This is a genomic window from Mesorhizobium sp. P2_C7, assembly GCF_056404515.1.
Genome location: NZ_JBFUDW010000008.1, coordinates 283,509 through 299,503, shown reverse-complemented (window position 1 = coordinate 299,503; position 15,995 = coordinate 283,509). Strand labels below are relative to the sequence as shown.

At 63.3% G+C, this 15,995-nt stretch carries 15 protein-coding genes and 1 pseudogene; 9 read left to right on the top strand and 7 right to left on the bottom strand.

Annotation, left to right across the window (positions count from 1 at the left end; translation table 11 throughout):
* The first annotated feature begins 180 nt into the window (after nt 1-180).
* On the top strand, nt 181-627 hold the full coding sequence (locus AC1D2G_RS19160; protein ID WP_477415924.1) for an iron-sulfur cluster assembly scaffold protein: 447 nt from the start codon (nt 181-183) through the stop codon (nt 625-627).
* Nucleotides 628-633: 6 nt separating this feature from the next.
* Here the strand turns inward: AC1D2G_RS19160 and AC1D2G_RS19155 are convergent, their stop codons facing one another.
* Nucleotides 634-1,530 carry a LysR substrate-binding domain-containing protein gene (locus AC1D2G_RS19155; RefSeq protein WP_477415922.1) on the bottom strand — a complete coding sequence of 299 codons (897 nt, stop codon included), beginning with the start codon at nt 1,528-1,530 and terminating at the stop codon, nt 634-636.
* A 92-nt stretch (nt 1,531-1,622) separates the two neighbouring features.
* Between AC1D2G_RS19155 and AC1D2G_RS19150 the strand changes: the two genes are divergently transcribed.
* The 3 genes and pseudogenes from AC1D2G_RS19150 to AC1D2G_RS19140 all read left to right on the top strand — a co-directional run.
* A complete protein-coding gene (locus AC1D2G_RS19150) occupies nt 1,623-1,781 on the top strand; it encodes a hypothetical protein (protein WP_477415920.1) in 159 nt (52 codons plus the stop codon).
* A gap of 163 nt (nt 1,782-1,944) precedes the next feature.
* The gene (gene yidD / locus AC1D2G_RS19145; RefSeq protein WP_477415918.1) at nt 1,945-2,313 is read left to right on the top strand and encodes a membrane protein insertion efficiency factor YidD; all 369 of its coding nucleotides are present in this window, start codon (nt 1,945-1,947) and stop codon (nt 2,311-2,313) included.
* Between the two features lie 133 nt (nt 2,314-2,446).
* A pseudogene (locus AC1D2G_RS19140) lies at nt 2,447-2,665 on the top strand (class D beta-lactamase); the annotation flags it as partial.
* Here the strand turns inward: AC1D2G_RS19140 and AC1D2G_RS19135 are convergent.
* Nucleotides 2,643-3,491 carry an SAM-dependent methyltransferase gene (locus AC1D2G_RS19135; protein ID WP_477415916.1) on the bottom strand — a complete coding sequence of 283 codons (849 nt, stop codon included), beginning with the start codon at nt 3,489-3,491 and terminating at the stop codon, nt 2,643-2,645. The pseudogene AC1D2G_RS19140 and the gene AC1D2G_RS19135 overlap by 23 nt on opposite strands.
* Nucleotides 3,492-3,740: 249 nt before the next feature.
* Between AC1D2G_RS19135 and thrS the strand changes: the two genes are divergently transcribed.
* Together thrS and AC1D2G_RS19125 are read left to right on the top strand one after the other, a co-directional pair.
* Nucleotides 3,741-5,717, top strand: coding sequence for a threonine--tRNA ligase (gene thrS / locus AC1D2G_RS19130; RefSeq protein WP_477415914.1), 1,977 nt, complete (start codon nt 3,741-3,743; stop codon nt 5,715-5,717).
* 84 nt (nt 5,718-5,801) lie between these two features.
* The gene (locus AC1D2G_RS19125; protein WP_095087860.1) at nt 5,802-6,740 is read left to right on the top strand and encodes a lysophospholipid acyltransferase family protein; all 939 of its coding nucleotides are present in this window, start codon (nt 5,802-5,804) and stop codon (nt 6,738-6,740) included.
* A 24-nt stretch (nt 6,741-6,764) separates the two neighbouring features.
* Here AC1D2G_RS19125 and AC1D2G_RS19120 read toward each other — a convergent pair whose 3' ends face one another.
* Complete coding sequence (locus AC1D2G_RS19120) at nt 6,765-7,730, bottom strand: hypothetical protein (RefSeq protein WP_457151898.1); 966 nt, start codon at nt 7,728-7,730, stop codon at nt 6,765-6,767.
* Between the two features lie 158 nt (nt 7,731-7,888).
* On the opposite strand from AC1D2G_RS19120, the gene AC1D2G_RS19115 reads away from it, so the two are divergent.
* Together AC1D2G_RS19115 and AC1D2G_RS19110 are read left to right on the top strand one after the other, a co-directional pair.
* Nucleotides 7,889-8,473: a nitroreductase family protein gene (locus AC1D2G_RS19115; protein ID WP_477227366.1), complete on the top strand. Its 585-nt coding sequence runs from the start codon at nt 7,889-7,891 to the stop codon at nt 8,471-8,473.
* A 1-nt stretch (nt 8,474) separates the two neighbouring features.
* The gene (locus AC1D2G_RS19110) at nt 8,475-9,083 is read left to right on the top strand and encodes a flavin reductase family protein (RefSeq protein WP_095087866.1); all 609 of its coding nucleotides are present in this window, start codon (nt 8,475-8,477) and stop codon (nt 9,081-9,083) included.
* On the opposite strand, the gene AC1D2G_RS19105 is transcribed toward AC1D2G_RS19110, so the two are convergent.
* On the bottom strand, nt 9,080-9,961 hold the full coding sequence (locus AC1D2G_RS19105) for an HpcH/HpaI aldolase/citrate lyase family protein (protein WP_477415912.1): 882 nt from the start codon (nt 9,959-9,961) through the stop codon (nt 9,080-9,082). The genes AC1D2G_RS19110 and AC1D2G_RS19105 overlap by 4 nt on opposite strands.
* On the bottom strand, nt 9,961-10,413 hold the full coding sequence (locus tag AC1D2G_RS19100) for a MaoC family dehydratase (RefSeq protein ID WP_477415910.1): 453 nt from the start codon (nt 10,411-10,413) through the stop codon (nt 9,961-9,963). Before AC1D2G_RS19100 ends, AC1D2G_RS19105 begins: the two co-directional genes overlap by 1 nt.
* A 152-nt stretch (nt 10,414-10,565) precedes the next feature.
* On the opposite strand from AC1D2G_RS19100, the gene AC1D2G_RS19095 reads away from it, so the two are divergent.
* A complete protein-coding gene (locus AC1D2G_RS19095; RefSeq protein ID WP_095087870.1) occupies nt 10,566-11,687 on the top strand; it encodes a DUF2336 domain-containing protein in 1,122 nt (373 codons plus the stop codon).
* Here AC1D2G_RS19095 and AC1D2G_RS19090 read toward each other — a convergent pair.
* Nucleotides 11,684-13,750 carry an FUSC family protein gene (locus AC1D2G_RS19090; RefSeq protein WP_477415908.1) on the bottom strand — a complete coding sequence of 689 codons (2,067 nt, stop codon included), beginning with the start codon at nt 13,748-13,750 and terminating at the stop codon, nt 11,684-11,686. The genes AC1D2G_RS19095 and AC1D2G_RS19090 overlap by 4 nt on opposite strands.
* Nucleotides 13,751-13,794: 44 nt before the next feature.
* Nucleotides 13,795-15,849 (bottom strand): DNA topoisomerase IV subunit B, encoded by a 2,055-nt coding sequence (gene parE / locus AC1D2G_RS19085; RefSeq protein WP_457151893.1) that lies wholly within the window; start codon nt 15,847-15,849, stop codon nt 13,795-13,797.
* Nucleotides 15,850-15,995 lie beyond the last annotated feature (146 nt).

The window sequence follows — 15,995 nt, the reverse complement described above, 5'->3', positions numbered from 1 at the left end:
TCGGTGTCAGAAACTTGCCCGGTTTCCAGCCCGTAAGTGGCGTGAACTTCCCGGCAAGGACACTGGCTTTCATTGTCTTGTCGATACCGGACTGCCAGCATTATATAAGGTCATGACGCGCGAAAGGAAGACACGACAGCGGCAATCGCTGTTCGCTTGGCGGCGACGGATTGGAAAATAATGATCAACGACGTCTACAATGCGAAAATTCTCGGTTTTGCCGGAAACATCGCCCGCATCGGCCGCCTCGACCATCCTGACGCGACCGCAAGGGCGCATTCCAAGCTGTGCGGCTCGACCGTCACCGTCGACCTCACGATGGAGGACGGCGTGGTCACCGACTTCGCCCACGACGTAAAGGCCTGTGCGCTGGGGCAGGCGTCATCCTCGATCATGGCGCAACATGTCGTCGGTGCGAGCGCCGAGGAGTTGCGCGCGGTGCGCGACACCATGCTCAAGATGCTGAAGGAAAATGGCGCCCCGCCCGACGGCCGCTTCGCGGACCTGAAATATCTGGAACCGGTTCGCGACTACAAGGCGCGGCATGCCTCGACCATGCTGACCTTCGACGCCGTGGTCGACGCGATCGGCCAGATCGAGAAGAAGCGCTCCGAAGAAGCGGCCTAGACTTCGCTATCCCTCGGTCCCGCGAAGCTCTTCGACGAGCCAGTCCGCAAAAATCTCCGCCTGTCGGCTGAGGCGCTGGAAATCAGGCGCGACAAGCCAATACGCGCCATAAGGGATTTCCATCTCAAAAGGACGAACCAAGAGACCGGCCCGAAGGTCTGCGCCGTTAAGGATGCGGTCGCCCAAAGCGACGCCGTGCCCGAGTTTCGCAGCCTGCATGGCAAGCGCTGCGTCCGTATAAAGCGGTCCTCTCTGCTGGGCGAGATCTGGAAGGCCCAATGCCTGAAACCATGTCGCCCAGCCATCGCGATTGTAGTCATGGAGCAAGGTATAGTGCCGCAGGTCGGCCGGCGATGTCAGAGGGACGCCCGACGAGAGCAACTCCTTTGCCAGGACCGGGGTGACCAAAACGTCGACCAGATGCCGCACTTGTGTGCGCGGCCAAGACCGGGCATTGGCTCCGTATCGAATCGCGATTTCTGCTTCGTGTCCGCGAAACTCTATGAGCCGAGAGTCCGCGTCGACTGAAATGTCGATCTCCGGGTGGCGCTGCTGAAACGAATTCAGTCGCTGTATCAGAAATTCGCCAGCAAAGGACGGTTCGACGCTGACCCGCAACGGGCTCTGGGCCGGCTTGCTGAGGACCTGTGATAGCTGGCGATCGATGTCGTCAAAGCTGGTGGTTAACTGAGTTAGGAGAGTTTGCCCTGTTTCCGTCAGTTCAACCCTGCGATGAAGCCGCTCGAACAACGGCCTGCCGATCAGAACCTCTAGTTCTCTTATCTGCCGGCTGATCGCCGCCTGCGAGACGAAAAGCTCCTCGGCGGCCTTGCTGAAGCTCAGATGCCGGCCCGCCGCCTCGAAGCTCCTCAGTGCCGTCAGCGGCAGGCGTCCGCGCTTCATTCGCATAACCTTAGATTATCCGAAGTGGAAATTATACTCGTTTGAAGGCGAAGGCCAGCGGCGGTCTAATCCGTGTCAAAGGAGACACGGTCATGATCCAGATCCTGAGCATCTTCGGCGATGTCATGCGGATCGTAACGTTTCAATGGCGTGACGACAGACGGCATGCAAAGCGCTGCGAGGAGCCGGTCAGTCCTGATCGGTGGGCGCCTTCGGCCGGCCGGCAGCCGTTTCCCCGTTCCCGACCCTGATGGCATGGCGAGTGGGCAGAAGGGATTGCGTTCTCCAGCCGAAGCCCACATCTATCGCGTGGGAAACGCGATTGTATCGAGCATGGTCCCTGGACAAACGGTTTCCGTTTGTCAGAGGAAACCGGTTCCACTTTCGGGATCATGCTCTGGAGCGGAGACTGAGGTGGGTCACCAGCATGGGCGTATCGCCGGACCGCCAAAGCGCGGCCGCAACTGGCCCGGTCCGTGGCGCAAGACGCCCGGCCGGCTCCTGGGAACGTCGCTTGTACACCTGTACCAGCTGACGCTGTCGGGCTTCGTCGGCAATTCCTGCCGGCATCTGCCGACCTGTTCCGAATATGCGCATGAGGCGATCGCCCGCCATGGCCTGTGGGCCGGCGGCTGGATGGGATTTTTCCGGGTGCTGCGCTGTGGGCCCTTCGGGACGCATGGCATCGACCTTGTGCCGGAGGTGCTGGCGGATCGCTACGTCTGGTTCGCACCCTGGCGGTATTGGCGGATCGGCAACAAGCGCGGCCGGGCGCAGGGCTGATCGAGCTGCCAAGCTTTGTGTTTACGATCCGGTAGGGTTAACGCGAAGCTGCACAAACACTGCGCATTTGAGACAAAATCGAGACAAGAGACCTCGCTAAGCCGCTTGCGAACCCCTCTGGAGCGAGCATCAAATGCGTAATTTCGACCGTCTTCCCTTCATCCTTGCCGGAATCCTGTTCCTGCTCGCCTGGCTGCTGGGATTTCCGCTGCGCGCGCAATCGGCGCCGCTTGGGGACGTGCAGTGTACGCTGATCCTCGACGCCGCGAGCGGCAAGACGCTTCACCAGGATGGTGTGTGCAATCAGAGGTTCAGCCCGGCTTCGACGTTCAGGGGGCCGCTGTCGCTGATCGACGCGCGCGGATGATGTGGCCGCCGGAGTTGGTTGGCGCTCGCCTTGGTGCCCTGGAAAAGCGGGCGGCGATATCGCTGCTTTCGAGATCTTCGATTTCATCGAATCCGAGACCGGAGAGTGATTTCGCCAGTTCGCCGGGGAAGAAGAAGCTGATCCACGGCTCGCCGACAGAAGCGACGCGCGCCGCATAGAAAGCCAGGGCGGCCTGTCCGGCCGCATCGCGATTCTCATACGGTTCGCTGTAGTCGAACACCACCTCCGAACCCGGGGTGGTGGCGATGTAGGACAGCGTGCTGAAGATCGCGTCTTTCGTCAGGTATGGCACGACCCCCAGCCAAATGAAGAAGCTTGGTTCGTTCGATTTCAGTCCGGCCGATGCCAGTTCCTCGGACAGACGCTGCCGCTCGAAATTGACCGGCACGAATGTGGTGGTGGGCGGTTCGGCAAGACTGGCATCGGCGATGCACCTGCGCTTCCAGGCTTGGGTTGCCGGATGATCGACCTCGAACACCAAGAGATCCGGGTACGGATTGCGCAGCGAAAACGTGTCGAGGCCGGCACCGAGCACGACGAGCTGGCGGATGCCACGACGCACCGCCGCCGCCAGCCAATCCTCGGCAATGCGGGCACGCGCCGCCACGAACAGGCGCATACGCTGGCTGTGGGTGTCCTCTTGCGCAAGCTGTTGCTCGACGGGAGCGCCTTCACCGAGGATCGCAATGGCGTATGGGTCGCGAAACAGTGCCGCCTCTGGTGAAATCTGATGGAGAGCCCTCAAGCGCGCGACGCGCAGGGCGGTTCGGCTGGGGGATGTGTCTTCCATGCCGCGGATTCCAGACCATGCCGGCGATGTTCGCAAGCCTTGCGGATCGGCCTGCGACATCGCTGGCGACATTTCCTGACGGCCAGGTCAATCAGCGCTCTTTACCTGGCGCGGCGCTGCCTCTAAAACCCGCCCGCCGCCGGACGCATCCGGCTTTACCCCCATGCATGTCGCCCAAAGCGTTGCACACTCTGAACGACATGCAGTTGACCACCCGCGCTCGTTTGCGGGACTGGATAGGAGAACCACATGCTGAATTCCGTTTCCCTGACATTTCCTGATGGCTCCGTCCGCGAATATGACGCGGCGATGACCGGTGCCGGGCTTGCCGAGTCGATCTCGAAATCGCTGGCCAAGAAGGCGGTCGCCTACAGCATCGACGGCGTCGTGCGCGACCTCAGTGATCCGCTGGGCAAGTCCGGCAAGGTCGAGATCGTCACCCGCGACGATCCGCGCGCACTGGAGCTCATCCGCCATGACACCGCACATGTGCTGGCGGAAGCCGTGCAGGAATTGTGGCCGGGGACGCAGGTGACCATCGGCCCGGTGATCGAGAACGGCTTCTATTATGATTTCGCCCGCAACGAGCCTTTCACGCCCGACGATTTCCCGGTGATCGAGAAGAAGATGCGCGAGATCATTGCGCGCAACAAGCCGTTCACCAAGGAAGTCTGGTCGCGCGACAAGGCGAAAAAAGTGTTTGCCGACAAGGGCGAGCGCTACAAGCTGGAACTGATCGACGCCATTCCCGAGGACCAGGATCTCAAGATCTATGCGCAAGGCGATTGGTTCGACCTCTGCCGTGGGCCGCACATGGCCTCGACGGGGCAGATCGGCAATGCCTTCAAGCTGATGAAGGTGGCCGGCGCCTATTGGCGCGGAGACAGCAACAACCCGATGCTGACGCGCATCTACGGCACGGCCTGGGCCGACCAGGCGCAGCTCGAGGCCTACCAGACGATGCTGGAGGAGGCGGAGAAGCGCGACCACCGGAAACTCGGCCGCGAGATGGACCTGTTTCATTTCCAGGAAGAGGGGCCGGGCGTCGTCTTCTGGCACGCCAAGGGCTGGAAGATGTTCCAGAACCTGGTCAACTACATGCGGCGCCGGCTCGACGAACAGGGCTATCAGGAGGTCAACGCGCCGCAGGTGCTCGACAAGAGCCTGTGGGAGACCTCTGGCCACTGGGGCTGGTACCGCGACGCCATGTTCAAGGTCACGGTTGCCGGTGACGATACCGACGACGACCGCGTCTTCGCACTGAAGCCGATGAACTGTCCGGGCCATGTGCAGATTTTCAAGCATGGGTTGAAGTCTTATCGCGATCTGCCCGTAAAACTTGCGGAATTCGGCAATGTGCATCGCTACGAGCCATCCGGCGCGCTGCATGGGCTGATGCGCGTGCGCGGCTTCACGCAGGACGATGCGCATATCTTCTGCACCGAGGAACAGCTGGCGTCGGAGTGCCTGCGCATCAACGATCTGATCCTGTCGACCTATGCCGATTTCGGTTTCGACGAGATCAGCGTCAAGCTGTCGACGCGGCCCGACAAGCGCGTCGGCACCGACGAGGCGTGGGACCACGCCGAGGCGATCATGGGCAGCGTGCTGGAGACGATCAGGACGCAGTCCGGCAATCGCATCAAGACCTCGATCAACCCGGGCGAGGGCGCCTTCTACGGGCCGAAATTCGAGTATGTGCTTAAGGATGCCATCGGCCGCGAATGGCAGTGCGGCACGACGCAGGTCGACTTCAACCTGCCGGAGCGTTTTGGCGCCTTCTACATCGGCTCGGATTCGGAGAAGAAGCAACCTGTCATGGTGCATCGCGCCATCTGCGGGTCGATGGAGCGCTTTCTCGGCATCCTGATCGAGAACTATTCCGGTCATTTCCCGCTGTGGTTCGCCCCGCTGCAGGTGGTGGTGGCGACGATCACGTCGGACGCCGACGATTATGCGACCGAGGTGGTGGCAAAGCTCAAGGCCGCCGGATTGTTGGCGGAAGCGGATTTGCGCAACGAGAAGATCAACTACAAGGTCCGCGAACACTCGCTGGCCAAGGTTCCGGTGATCCTCGTCTGCGGCAAGCGCGAGGCGGAGGAGCAGACGGTCAACATGCGCCGGCTGGGCTCGCGCGACCAGGAATCGCTCGGCCTCGCCCAAGCGATCGCGCAATTGACTGAAGAAGCGGTCACGCCGGACCGCAGGCGCAAGCGCGCTGCCTGATTTGCGTGGTCCAGACGACATGGCGGTGGAGCGATCCACCGCCATTTTCATATCCCTGTCACGCCAACCTTGTAACGAGCCCTTATGCTCAAGCTGAAATTGCGCGAACGGTCCTTTCCCGAGCTTTCCTATGCCAATCCGCGCCAGCCGGCGCTGACGCGCTGGTTCATTCATTCGGTCGAAGGCCTGTCGGGCCGCGACCGCTACACCGCGCTTTATGATTTCTGGCGCCGCCAGGTCGTGCCGACCGGCGAGCGCGTTTTCAGCCGCATGCTCGACCTGATCGACGTCCGGGTGCGGACAGCGGATCAATGGCCGCCCGCGCAATTGCCGGATACACCGCTGGTGATCGTCGCCAACCATCCGTTCGGCATCGGCGACGGCATCGCCGTGCTGTCGCTGGCAGAGCAGCTGGGGCGGCCGTTCCGGGTGATGATCCACAAGGATCTGCTCAAGATCCGCGAGATGGAGCCCTATTCGCTGCCGATCGACTTTTCAGAGACCAAGGACGCGCTGAAGAACAACATGGCCGTGCGCCACGAGGCGGTGCGGCTTTTGAAAGAGGGCGTCACCATCGTGGTGTTTCCGGCCGGCGGCGTCGCCACCGCGCCGAAGGGCTTTGGCCGGGCGCGCGACCTGCCGTGGAAGATGTTTCCGGCCCGTCTCGTCCAGGACGCCAAGGCGTCTGTGATTCCCATGCATTTTTCCGGGCAGAACGGCCGGCTGTTCCATCTGGTCAGCGGCCCGATGAACATGGCCGAGAGCGATGGCCGCCTGGCGAAATTTGTCGGCAAGGCGTCGCTGACGCTGCGCACCTCGCTGCTCATCCGCGAATTCGCGCGATTGTCCGGCAAGGCGATCGAGGTGCGCGTCGGTGATGTGCTGAGCTGGAGCGAGCTGGAGCCACTGCGCGACCGCAAGGCATTGCTCGACCGCCTTTATCGCGGCGTGTTCGACCTGGCGCCAATCGTGGCGCGTCGCCGGCTTCCGTTCCTGCCGGCACGGACCAAGCTGGCGGCCTGAAGTCGGCAAGCCCGCGGCGGAAGGTTAATCAGCACCTTCTTCAGGATCAATCGCCGCGGCCTCGGTGGCCAGAACCTCGATTTCCTGGTTCTGTCCGGCAACGACCGTAAAATCCTTCTGGTAGATGCGGTCGCGGTTCTTGGCGATGATGGTGTAGTCGCCCTCGGCGAGCACCATCGAGGCGAAGGCGCCGACGGATTCCTTGATCGGATCGCCGGATTCGTTGAGCAGCGACCAGGACGTGTCGGCGATCGCCTCGCCACCGGTTTCGCGCACCAGCTTCATCGTGATCTCGGCGGCATGATGCTCGACGGTGGCTTCGGTCAGCTTGCCGGCCTCGACGCGGATGTCGGAGCGGATGACCGCGTTGACCGCGCCATAGGTCGAGACGACATGGTAGGTGCCGGCGTTGAGCCGCACGACGCTGTTGGGTTCGACATCGGGTATGATCAGCGCGCGCTCGCCATTCGGCGCAGCGGTGCCTTCGTAGATCGAGAAGCGCAGGTTCTTCGGTGGAATGCGCACCCCACCGGACAGAACAGCGTCGAGCTTGAGGCCGCCGGCGTCGAGCACGAGGCTTTCGCGCTTGGCGTCCTTGCCGACAACGGTGATGCGTTTGGTGGCGCCGGCCCGGCCATAGGAGGCATGAACCAGGTAACTGCCGGGTTCGAGCTGGAAGACAGCGGTGCCGCCATGCGCGGAGGCGACCATCGGCAATTTGCCGTTGACGGCCTCGGGCTTGAAGACGCGCCAGACGATGCCGCGGGTGATGTCGGCGCCCTTGTCTGTCAATTGGGCGGACAGGGTAATGGCGCCGCCGCTGCCGAGCGCCAGCGACCTCTCGCCTTTCGGCGTCGCGTAGCTCGAAATTCCGGGAAGCTTGAGATTGCTAACGCCATCCGCGGTCTGTGCCATGGCGAGCGAAACCGGCGCCATGAACAGCAAGGCGACCAACCAGACCAGGAAAAGACGCAGTGTCCCCTCAAACATGCCTTGCGTTGAAGCCCATGGCGGTGGCAATTTCAAGGCTTAAGAGTCCAACCGATACGACTCTTCCGTCCGGCGCGCCCCGCGCTATTGCCCGAGCCGCCCGAATTCCCGATGGTGCGCTCCAGCTCAAAACAGAATGTTTTAGGAGACTTGCGCCCATGGCGTCGCCGATCATCGACTTCCTGCTGACCCGAAACTCTGCACCGATCCCCGATTTGAAGGAGCCGGCGCCGAGCGATGCGGAGATCGCGACGATGATCACTGCTGCCTCGCGGGTACCCGACCATGGCAGGCTGGAACCCTGGCGCTTCATCCTCTATCGCGGTGACGCCCGCGTCGAGATCGGCAGGCAACTGGCAGCACTTGCCGAGCAGCGGGAGGGGCCGTTGCCGGAAGGCCGCCGCAACCAGGAACTGGCGCGGTTCTCGCGTGCGCCTTTGGTAATCGGCGTGGTGTCGATCCCCAGGGAGAATCCAAAGATCCCGCAATGGGAGATGTTCCTGTCGGGCGGCATGGCGGCGATGAACCTGATGATGTCAGCCAATGCTTTGGGCTATGGTACCAATATGATCAGCAACTGGTATTCGGATGTGCCCGAGGGTAGGGCGCTGCTGGGGCTGGCGCCGCAGGAGCGTGTCATTGGCTTCGTCCATATCGGCTCCTATTCCGGCCCGGCGCCGGAGCGGCCCCGGCCCGATCCGGCGAAGCTCTATGCCGATTATTCGGGGCCGTGGGCGGGCTGAAATGTTCTACGAACCTTCAAAGGGCCACGGGCTGCCGCACGATCCTTCCAAGGCGATCGTGGCGCCGCGTCCGATCGGCTGGATATCGACGCTGAACGGGGCCGGCGAGATCAATCTCGCGCCATACTCGTTCTTCAATGCCGTTTCGACGCGGCCCTTCATCGTCTGGTTTTCCTCCGAAGGTGAAAAGGACAGCGCCACCTTCGCGCAGGAAACCGGCGAGTTTGTCGCCAATCTGGTCAGCCGCGATCTCGCGGAAAAGATGAACCGCACGTCCGTCGACGCGCCGCGCGGCGTCAATGAGTTCGCCTATGCAGAGCTTGCCATGGCGCCGTCACGCCTCGTCGCGCCGCCGCGCGTGGCGGCAGCACCAGCCGCGCTCGAATGCCGGGTGACGGAAGTCTTTCGCCCAAAGGCGCTGGACGGATCGGCGACGAGCGCTGTCGTCGTCGCCGGCGAAGTGGTCGGCGTGTACATCGACGATGCCTTCCTGACGGATGGCCTGTTCGATATCACCAAGGCCGGCAATGTCGCTCGTCTCGGCTACATGGACTATGCGAGCGTCAACGAGGTGTTTCCGATGCGTCGGCCGCGCTGGAACAAGGACTAGGCTGAAATCCCGGCCGCCTTGGCCCGCGCCAGAAGCCTTTCGGCCAGTCGCAGATGCGGGCGGTCGACCATCTTGCCGTCGATGCCGACGACGCCGGGATTTCCCGCAGCCGCGAAAGCCGCGACGATTGCCGCCGATTGTCTCAAGGCTTCGGCCGAAGGCGTGAAAGCGGCGTTGATGACGGGCACCTGATCGGGGTGGATCGCCATCTTGCCGGTGAAGCCGTCGCGTTCGGCCTCGGCGCATTCCGCTTCGAAGGCCGCCATATCGCGAAAATTCGGGAAGACGGTGTCGATCGCCGCAACCTCCGCCGCACCCGCGGCAAGGATGGTCATGGTGCGGGCCAGGCGGAACACGTCGGTGTAGCCGCCGCGCTCGTCGCGGGCCGTGCGCGCGCCGATTGCCGCCGACAGATCCTCGGCGCCCCAGGTGAGACCGGCAAGCCGTGCGCTTGTCCCGGCATAGGTGGCCGCCGCCAGCACGCCTGCCGGGGTTTCGGTAATGATCGGAAGGATTTTGATCGCGCCGTCGGCAAGGCCACTTTCGGCCTCGTGAACCCTGAGCTTTGCCGAGAGATGCTGCACATCCAGGCCGCTGTTCGATTTTGGCAGCATAATGCCGTCGGGCCCGGCCGAAACAACAGCAGCCAGATCGTCATCCGTCATGCCGGTCGACAGATCGTTGACGCGCACATAGATCACTGAGCCGGTTTGCGCCCTGCGTTCGGCGATGAAGCGCGCCGCGATTTCGCGCGCTAGCGCCTTGTTGTGCGGCGCCACGGAATCCTCAAGATCGACGATGACCACGTCGGCGCCGGCGCCGAAACCCTTTTCCAGCTTCCGCTCGGAATCACCGGGGACGAACAGCAGCGAACGCATCAGCCCGCCTTCTTCAGCATCATCGCTTGCCTCGTGCATTTGGCGACGAGATCGCCGTTCTGATTGTAGGCCCGATGCTCGAATTCAACGATGCCGCGGTCGGGCTTCGACTTGGATTCGCGCACCGAAATCACCGTCGTTTCGACACGGATGGTATCGCCATGGAAGACCGGGTGCGGAAACACCGTTTCCTTCATGCCGAGATTGGCGACCGTGGTGCCGACGGTGATGTCGTTGACCGAGATGCCGATCATCAGGCCGAGCGTGAACAGCGAGTTGACGAGCGGCTTGCCCCATTCGCTCCTGGCGGCAAAATCGAAGTCGATATGCAGCGGCTGCGGGTTCAGCGTCATCACCGAAAACAGCATGTTGTCGCTCTCGGTGACGGTCTTGCGCAGCGTGTGCTGGAAGACATGGCCGACGACGAACTCTTCCAAATAAAGCCCGGCCATATCCCGCTCCTCTACTGCCTGTGGGGTTGATAGGCGCTGCATTCAGGGCTCGCAAGCCAGTTAATGAACATGGTGAACCGTTCGTAAACCTTTTCTGCCTACCGTCTGCATGGGGCCAGGAGCGTTCTGGCAAGGGGCGTAAGCAGGCGGCAATGGTTGTTTCGCATTTTTTGAGATGGATTTGCACCGCCAGGGTCTCGGAGCGCGCCGCCGCGGCCAATGCGCTGGCTCGGGCCTACGTTAATTCCGACCTGCCTTTCGAGGACCGCTGCGCCGCCGAGGCGGCGCTGACGCTGTTGCTTGACGACGCTTCGTCGAAAGTGCGGCTGGCGATGGCCGAAGCGCTGTCGATGAGCCAGCACGCGCCGTTGCAGATCATCAGCGCGCTGGCCTGCGACCAGCCGGAAGTCGCCGGCGTGGTGCTGGCACGTTCGCCGCTGCTTACCGACGCCGATCTGATCAACCGCGTGGCCAGCAGCCCGAAGGTGACGCAAAAATTGATCGCCGACCGGCCGTTCGTCTCGATGGCATTGTCGGCGGCCATCGCCGAGATCGGCGAGGCGGAAGCCTGCGCCGTGTTGCTCGCCAACAGCGGCGCCGACATCGCCTTGCTCAGCTTCCGCCGCATGGCCGAACGCCACGGCCATCTGCCCCTGGTGCGCGAAGCCCTGATATCGGATGCTCGCCTGCCTGCCGACTGCCGGCACATGCTGCTCGTCAAGCTCGGCGAGATGCTGAAAACATCGCCGCTGGTCATGGCCTTGATGGGCGCGGCGCGAGCCGATCGCGTGATGCGCGACGCCTGCGTCAAGGCTTCGGTGACGCTGATCGAAGGCACGCGCCAGGAAGAACATCCGGCGCTGATCGAGCATCTCAGGCTGCGCGGCGATCTCACTGCGAGCTTCCTCATCCGCACCATCACGCATGGCAAGGTCGATTTCTTCGGCTCGGCGCTGGTTGCGCTCAGCCAGCAATCCGAACAAAGGGTGAGGGCGCTGCTGGCTGGCGGGCACGATGTGGCTCTGCAGGCGCTGTTTCGCAGCGCGGGTCTTGCCGCCGTCACGCATGCCATCATCCTGCGCGCTCTGAAAATCTGGCGCGAGGTGGCCAACGGCAAGCGTGTCGCCGGCGTTCAGGAGGTCAGCTGGCTGATGCTGAAGGAATTGGGCGGACAGTCAGCGCAAAGCGATCTCGCCACACTGGTCAAGTCGATCCATCTCGATGCGCTGCGTGAGAATGCGCGGGGGCACGCGCTGGCGATCGCCGCGGCCTAGCCTTTATCCCTCGCGAAGAAATCAGGAAAATCTTCCATCGCTGCGGCAATGATGCGCAGCGATGCCGCGATCTGCAGCATCTCGCCGGTGGCGTTGCGCTGCGCTATGCTCGTCGCATACTGCCGGGCGACGGCGACGGTCGACGTTTGCGGATCGCCGGGTGCGTGGAAGAGCAGTTCCCGCGCCAGCCCCCTCAGAAAGTTGGCGATCGAAAGCGCGGTCTCGGATGGGATGGCATGGCCCTGGCTTGCGTCGCGCAGCCGCAGGACTTCCAAGCCGACGGTGACGGCGGCGACGCCGCCGCCCAGAACCGCATCGCCTTTCCTGCCGGCATTCTGCACCAGGGGCATCAGCTGGTTGATGCGGTCATAGGCGAGGCTCTCGAAGGCTGAACGCCTCGGCACGCGGTCATGCAGGCAAAGCCGCGCCAGATCTTCGCGCATGGCGCGCACGATGCGGTTGGCCGCAAGCCACGGATCGGCGGGCAGCACGAGGATGAAGACACCGATAGCCAGCAGGATGCCGACCAGGACCGACGCCGAACCTGCGAAGAACGGGGCGGGATCGTAGGCCATCGCCTGGTGCGGACTGAGGAAGGCCAGGAAGTTGATGGCGAAGGCCGTCGCCACGCCGACATGGCGCGGATTGGCCATGGCGAGCGCCGTCGGCACCAGGATCGGCACGACAAGCAGCATGAACCAGCCGAAGCCGGGTAAAGCGGGCAACGCGACCTGACCGACGAGAAAGGCAAAGGGAAGCGCCAGCAGCGTTCCCTTGAAGAAGCCCCAGGACACTTGCACGGGGTCGGGGCGAGCGGCAAACAGGCTCGACACGACGGCAACGAGAATGACCGTGCCTGCGGTTTCCGACCATTTCGTCGTTAGCCAGAAGGCCGTGACCAGCAAGGTGGCAAGAGCAGCGCGCACCGCATTGCGCGATGCGCCGGCGTAGTCACGGTGCACCACCAGCGCGGGTTGCCTGCTGCCCCGGGCAGGACGGGTAACAGGCGCGCGCAAGGCGTCGAGGCCGCGCAGCACCTGCTTGAGCGCCTCGGCGAAATCGGCGGCGATGGTGAGGCGGGTGATGGTGCCGACCCTGTCGTCGCCCTGATCGGTCGAGGCATCGGGCATTTGCCGGGCCTTGACCGAGATCGCGTCGAGCCGGGCCACCCAGGGCGCGGTGTCGTCCAGCGCGCCGGGTTTGGCGGCCAGTTCGCTGACAAGGGCCTGCAACTCCGAGCGCACCGGAATTAGTGCTGCGTTCTTCGGGGCGGCGTGCGAATGCAGCGCGCGCGCCGCCGACAGGGCCGAGAGCAGTTGCCCGATGGTGCGCCGGACCGGATGGGCGCGCGGCGCGAAGCTCGCCGTTTCGAGCCTGGCATAGGCGCGCATCTCGCCAAGCGTCTGGGTATCGGCGACCAGCTTTCGGTGCAGGCCCGACAGGATTGCCGGATCGCCGCCGGAGAATGCACCGCCGGCATAAGTGGCAAGATCGAGGATGCAGCGTTTCAACCGTGAGATGATGGCGTCGCTTGCCAGTTTGGGCAGGATCAGCCGGCTGGTCAGGCCGGCGCAGACAATGCCGAGCACGATTTCGGCACAGCGTGCGACCGCGAGGTCGACGACGACGTGCGGCTGTCCGAAGGCAGGCAGGCCGATGATCATCGCGGTGTAGCCGGCAAGGGCGGCACCATAGGCTTCGGGATTGCGTAGCAGCGACGAGACGAAGGTGCAGATGCCGATCCAGACGGCAAGCACCGTCACCAGCACCCAGGGGCTGGTGCCGAAGATCGTGGTGATGCCGATCGCCGCTATGCCGCCGGCAAGCGTGCCGAACAGCCGGTAGAAGCCCTTCGCCAGCACCATGCCGGCGACGGGCTGGGCGACGATGAACACCGTCATCATGGCCCATTGCGGGTGGTCGAGCTCAAGGGCGTAGGCGACCAGAAGCGCGATCAGGCCGGCCGAAACCGTGCGCAGCGAGAAAATCCAGTCCGAACGCGTCGGTTGCGTCAGCCCGGCCAAACTGGTCTCGAAATAGCCTTTCAGCCGCGCCCAGATCACATGCCGGTCTCCGCAAGTCGAGCCTGTTATGGACCGGCTGGCGACTAGATATCCAGCACTTCCGTCTCGGCGAATTCGGCGCGTTCCTGGATGAAGCGGAAGCGGGCTTCAGGCTTGGTGCCCATCAGCGCGTCGACCGCGTCCTTGGTGGCGGCCTCGGCGTCGATGACATCGATGCGAAGCAGCGTGCGCTTTTTCGGATCCATGGTGGTTTCCTTGAGCTGCGCGGCCATCATCTCGCCCAGACCTTTGAAGCGGCCAAGTTCGACCTTGCCGCGCCCGGTGAACTCGGTGCGCAGAAGCTCGTCCTTGTGCGCATCGTCACGGGCATAGGCGACCTTGCCGCCTTGCCGGATCGAGTAGAGCGGTGGCACCGCCAGATAGAGATGGCCGCCACGCACCAGGGCCGGCATCTCCTGGTAGAAGAAGGTGATCAGCAGTGAAGCGATGTGGGCGCCGTCGACGTCGGCGTCGGTCATGATGATGACGCGGTCGTAGCGCAAATCCTCGTCGCGGTATTTCGACCGCGTGCCGCAGCCGAGCGCCTGGATCAGGTCTGAAATCTGCTGGTTGCCGGCAAGCTTGTCATTGCCGGCGCTGGCGACGTTGAGGATTTTTCCGCGCAACGGTAACACGGCCTGGCTGGCACGGTCGCGTGCCTGCTTGGCCGAGCCGCCGGCCGAGTCGCCTTCGACGATGAACAGTTCGGCGCCGGCCGCGGCATTCTGCGTGCAGTCGGCGAGCTTGCCCGGCAGCCGCAATTTGCGCACCGCGCTCTTGCGCGACACTTCTTTTTCCTGGCGCCGGCGCACCCTCTCGTCGGCGCGCGCGATCACCCATTCGAGCAGCTTCGAGGCTTCTTGCGGATTGTCGGCCAGCCAATGGTCGAAAGGATCGCGGATCGCGGTCTCGACAATGCGGATTGCCTCGATCGTCGCCAGCCTGTCCTTGGTCTGGCCAACGAATTCGGGCTCGCGGATGAACACCGACAGCATGCCCGCCGCCGAGATCATGACGTCTTCCGAGGTGACGATCGAGGCGCGCTTGTTGCCGACGAGATCGGCATAGGCGCGCAGGCCGCGCGTCAACACGTTGCGGAAGCCGGCCTCGTGGGTGCCGCCTTCGCCGGTCGGGATCGTGTTGCAGTAGGAATTGATGAAGCCGTCGCCGCCGAACCAGGTCACCGCCCATTCGAGCGAGCCATGGCCGCCTTGCCTGTCGCTCTTGCCGGCGAAGATTTCGCGCGTCACCTGGAATTCGTCGCCGAGCGATGCCTTGAGATAGTCCTTGAGGCCGCCGGGAAAATGGAACTCGGCCTTGGCCGGCGTCTGGTCCTTTTCCTTGATCAGCGACGGGTCGCAGGTCCAGCGGATTTCGACGCCGCCGAACAGATAGGCTTTCGAGCGTGTCATGCGGTAGAGCCGCGCCGGCTCGAACGCAGCGCCCTTGCCGAAAATCTGCTCGTCGGGGTGGAAGCGGATCTTTGTGCCGCGCCGGTTGTGAACCTCGCCCAGCTGTTCCAGGCCGGTTACCGGGACGCCGCGCGAAAAGCGCTGGCGATAAAGCTGGCGGCCCCGCGCGACCTCGACCTCGAGATGGTCCGACAGCGCGTTGACCACCGACACGCCGACGCCATGCAGGCCGCCTGATGTCTCGTAGACCTTCGAGTCGAACTTGCCGCCCGAATGCAGCGTCGTCATGATCACTTCGAGCGCCGGCTTCTTGAATTTCGGATGCGGATCGACCGGGATGCCGCGGCCGTTGTCGGTGACGGCAAGATAGCCGTCGGCGGAGAGCTCGACATCAATGAAGGTGGCATGGCCGGCAACCGCCTCGTCCATCGAATTGTCGATGACCTCGGCGAACAGGTGGTGCATCGCCTTGTCGTCGGTGCCGCCGATATACATGCCCGGCCGGCGCCGCACCGGCTCCAGCCCTTCCAGAACCTCGATGTCGGCGGCGCTATAGCCCTCGCTGCCATCCTTGGTCGCGGCGGGACGCCTGGTCGCCTGCACCAGCGGATCCGCCGGGCGCGCCGGTGTGCGGACCGGTTGCGGCTGCTTGTCCAGATTGCCGAAAAGATCGTTGTTGTCGTCCATGCCTGCCATAGAGTCCGATGCTGCGAATCACCTCGCGATACTGGCACGCTTTTCAGCGCCAAGCGACCGAGGTTCCTGTTCCGTTCGGGGAATTGCCCGTCCTAGCCCAGAACCATTCGATAACCAATCCGGCGGAAATAGGTCAA

Coding starts and splice junctions, on each gene's coding strand:
- AC1D2G_RS19155 (WP_477415922.1), bottom strand. CDS start 1,530: ATGAAGCGCGGACGCCTGCCGCTGACGGCACTGAGGAGCTTCGAGGCG.
- thrS (WP_477415914.1), top strand. CDS start 3,741: ATGCTGAATTCCGTTTCCCTGACATTTCCTGATGGCTCCGTCCGCGAA.
- AC1D2G_RS19115 (WP_477227366.1), top strand. CDS start 7,889: ATGGCGTCGCCGATCATCGACTTCCTGCTGACCCGAAACTCTGCACCG.
- AC1D2G_RS19105 (WP_477415912.1), bottom strand. CDS start 9,961: ATGCGTTCGCTGCTGTTCGTCCCCGGTGATTCCGAGCGGAAGCTGGAA.
- AC1D2G_RS19095 (WP_095087870.1), top strand. CDS start 10,566: ATGGTTGTTTCGCATTTTTTGAGATGGATTTGCACCGCCAGGGTCTCG.
- AC1D2G_RS19160 (WP_477415924.1), top strand. CDS start 181: ATGATCAACGACGTCTACAATGCGAAAATTCTCGGTTTTGCCGGAAAC.
- AC1D2G_RS19125 (WP_095087860.1), top strand. CDS start 5,802: ATGCTCAAGCTGAAATTGCGCGAACGGTCCTTTCCCGAGCTTTCCTAT.
- AC1D2G_RS19135 (WP_477415916.1), bottom strand. CDS start 3,491: ATGGAAGACACATCCCCCAGCCGAACCGCCCTGCGCGTCGCGCGCTTG.
- parE (WP_457151893.1), bottom strand. CDS start 15,849: ATGGACGACAACAACGATCTTTTCGGCAATCTGGACAAGCAGCCGCAA.
- AC1D2G_RS19100 (WP_477415910.1), bottom strand. CDS start 10,413: ATGGCCGGGCTTTATTTGGAAGAGTTCGTCGTCGGCCATGTCTTCCAG.
- AC1D2G_RS19150 (WP_477415920.1), top strand. CDS start 1,623: ATGATCCAGATCCTGAGCATCTTCGGCGATGTCATGCGGATCGTAACG.
- AC1D2G_RS19110 (WP_095087866.1), top strand. CDS start 8,475: ATGTTCTACGAACCTTCAAAGGGCCACGGGCTGCCGCACGATCCTTCC.
- AC1D2G_RS19120 (WP_457151898.1), bottom strand. CDS start 7,730: ATGTTTGAGGGGACACTGCGTCTTTTCCTGGTCTGGTTGGTCGCCTTG.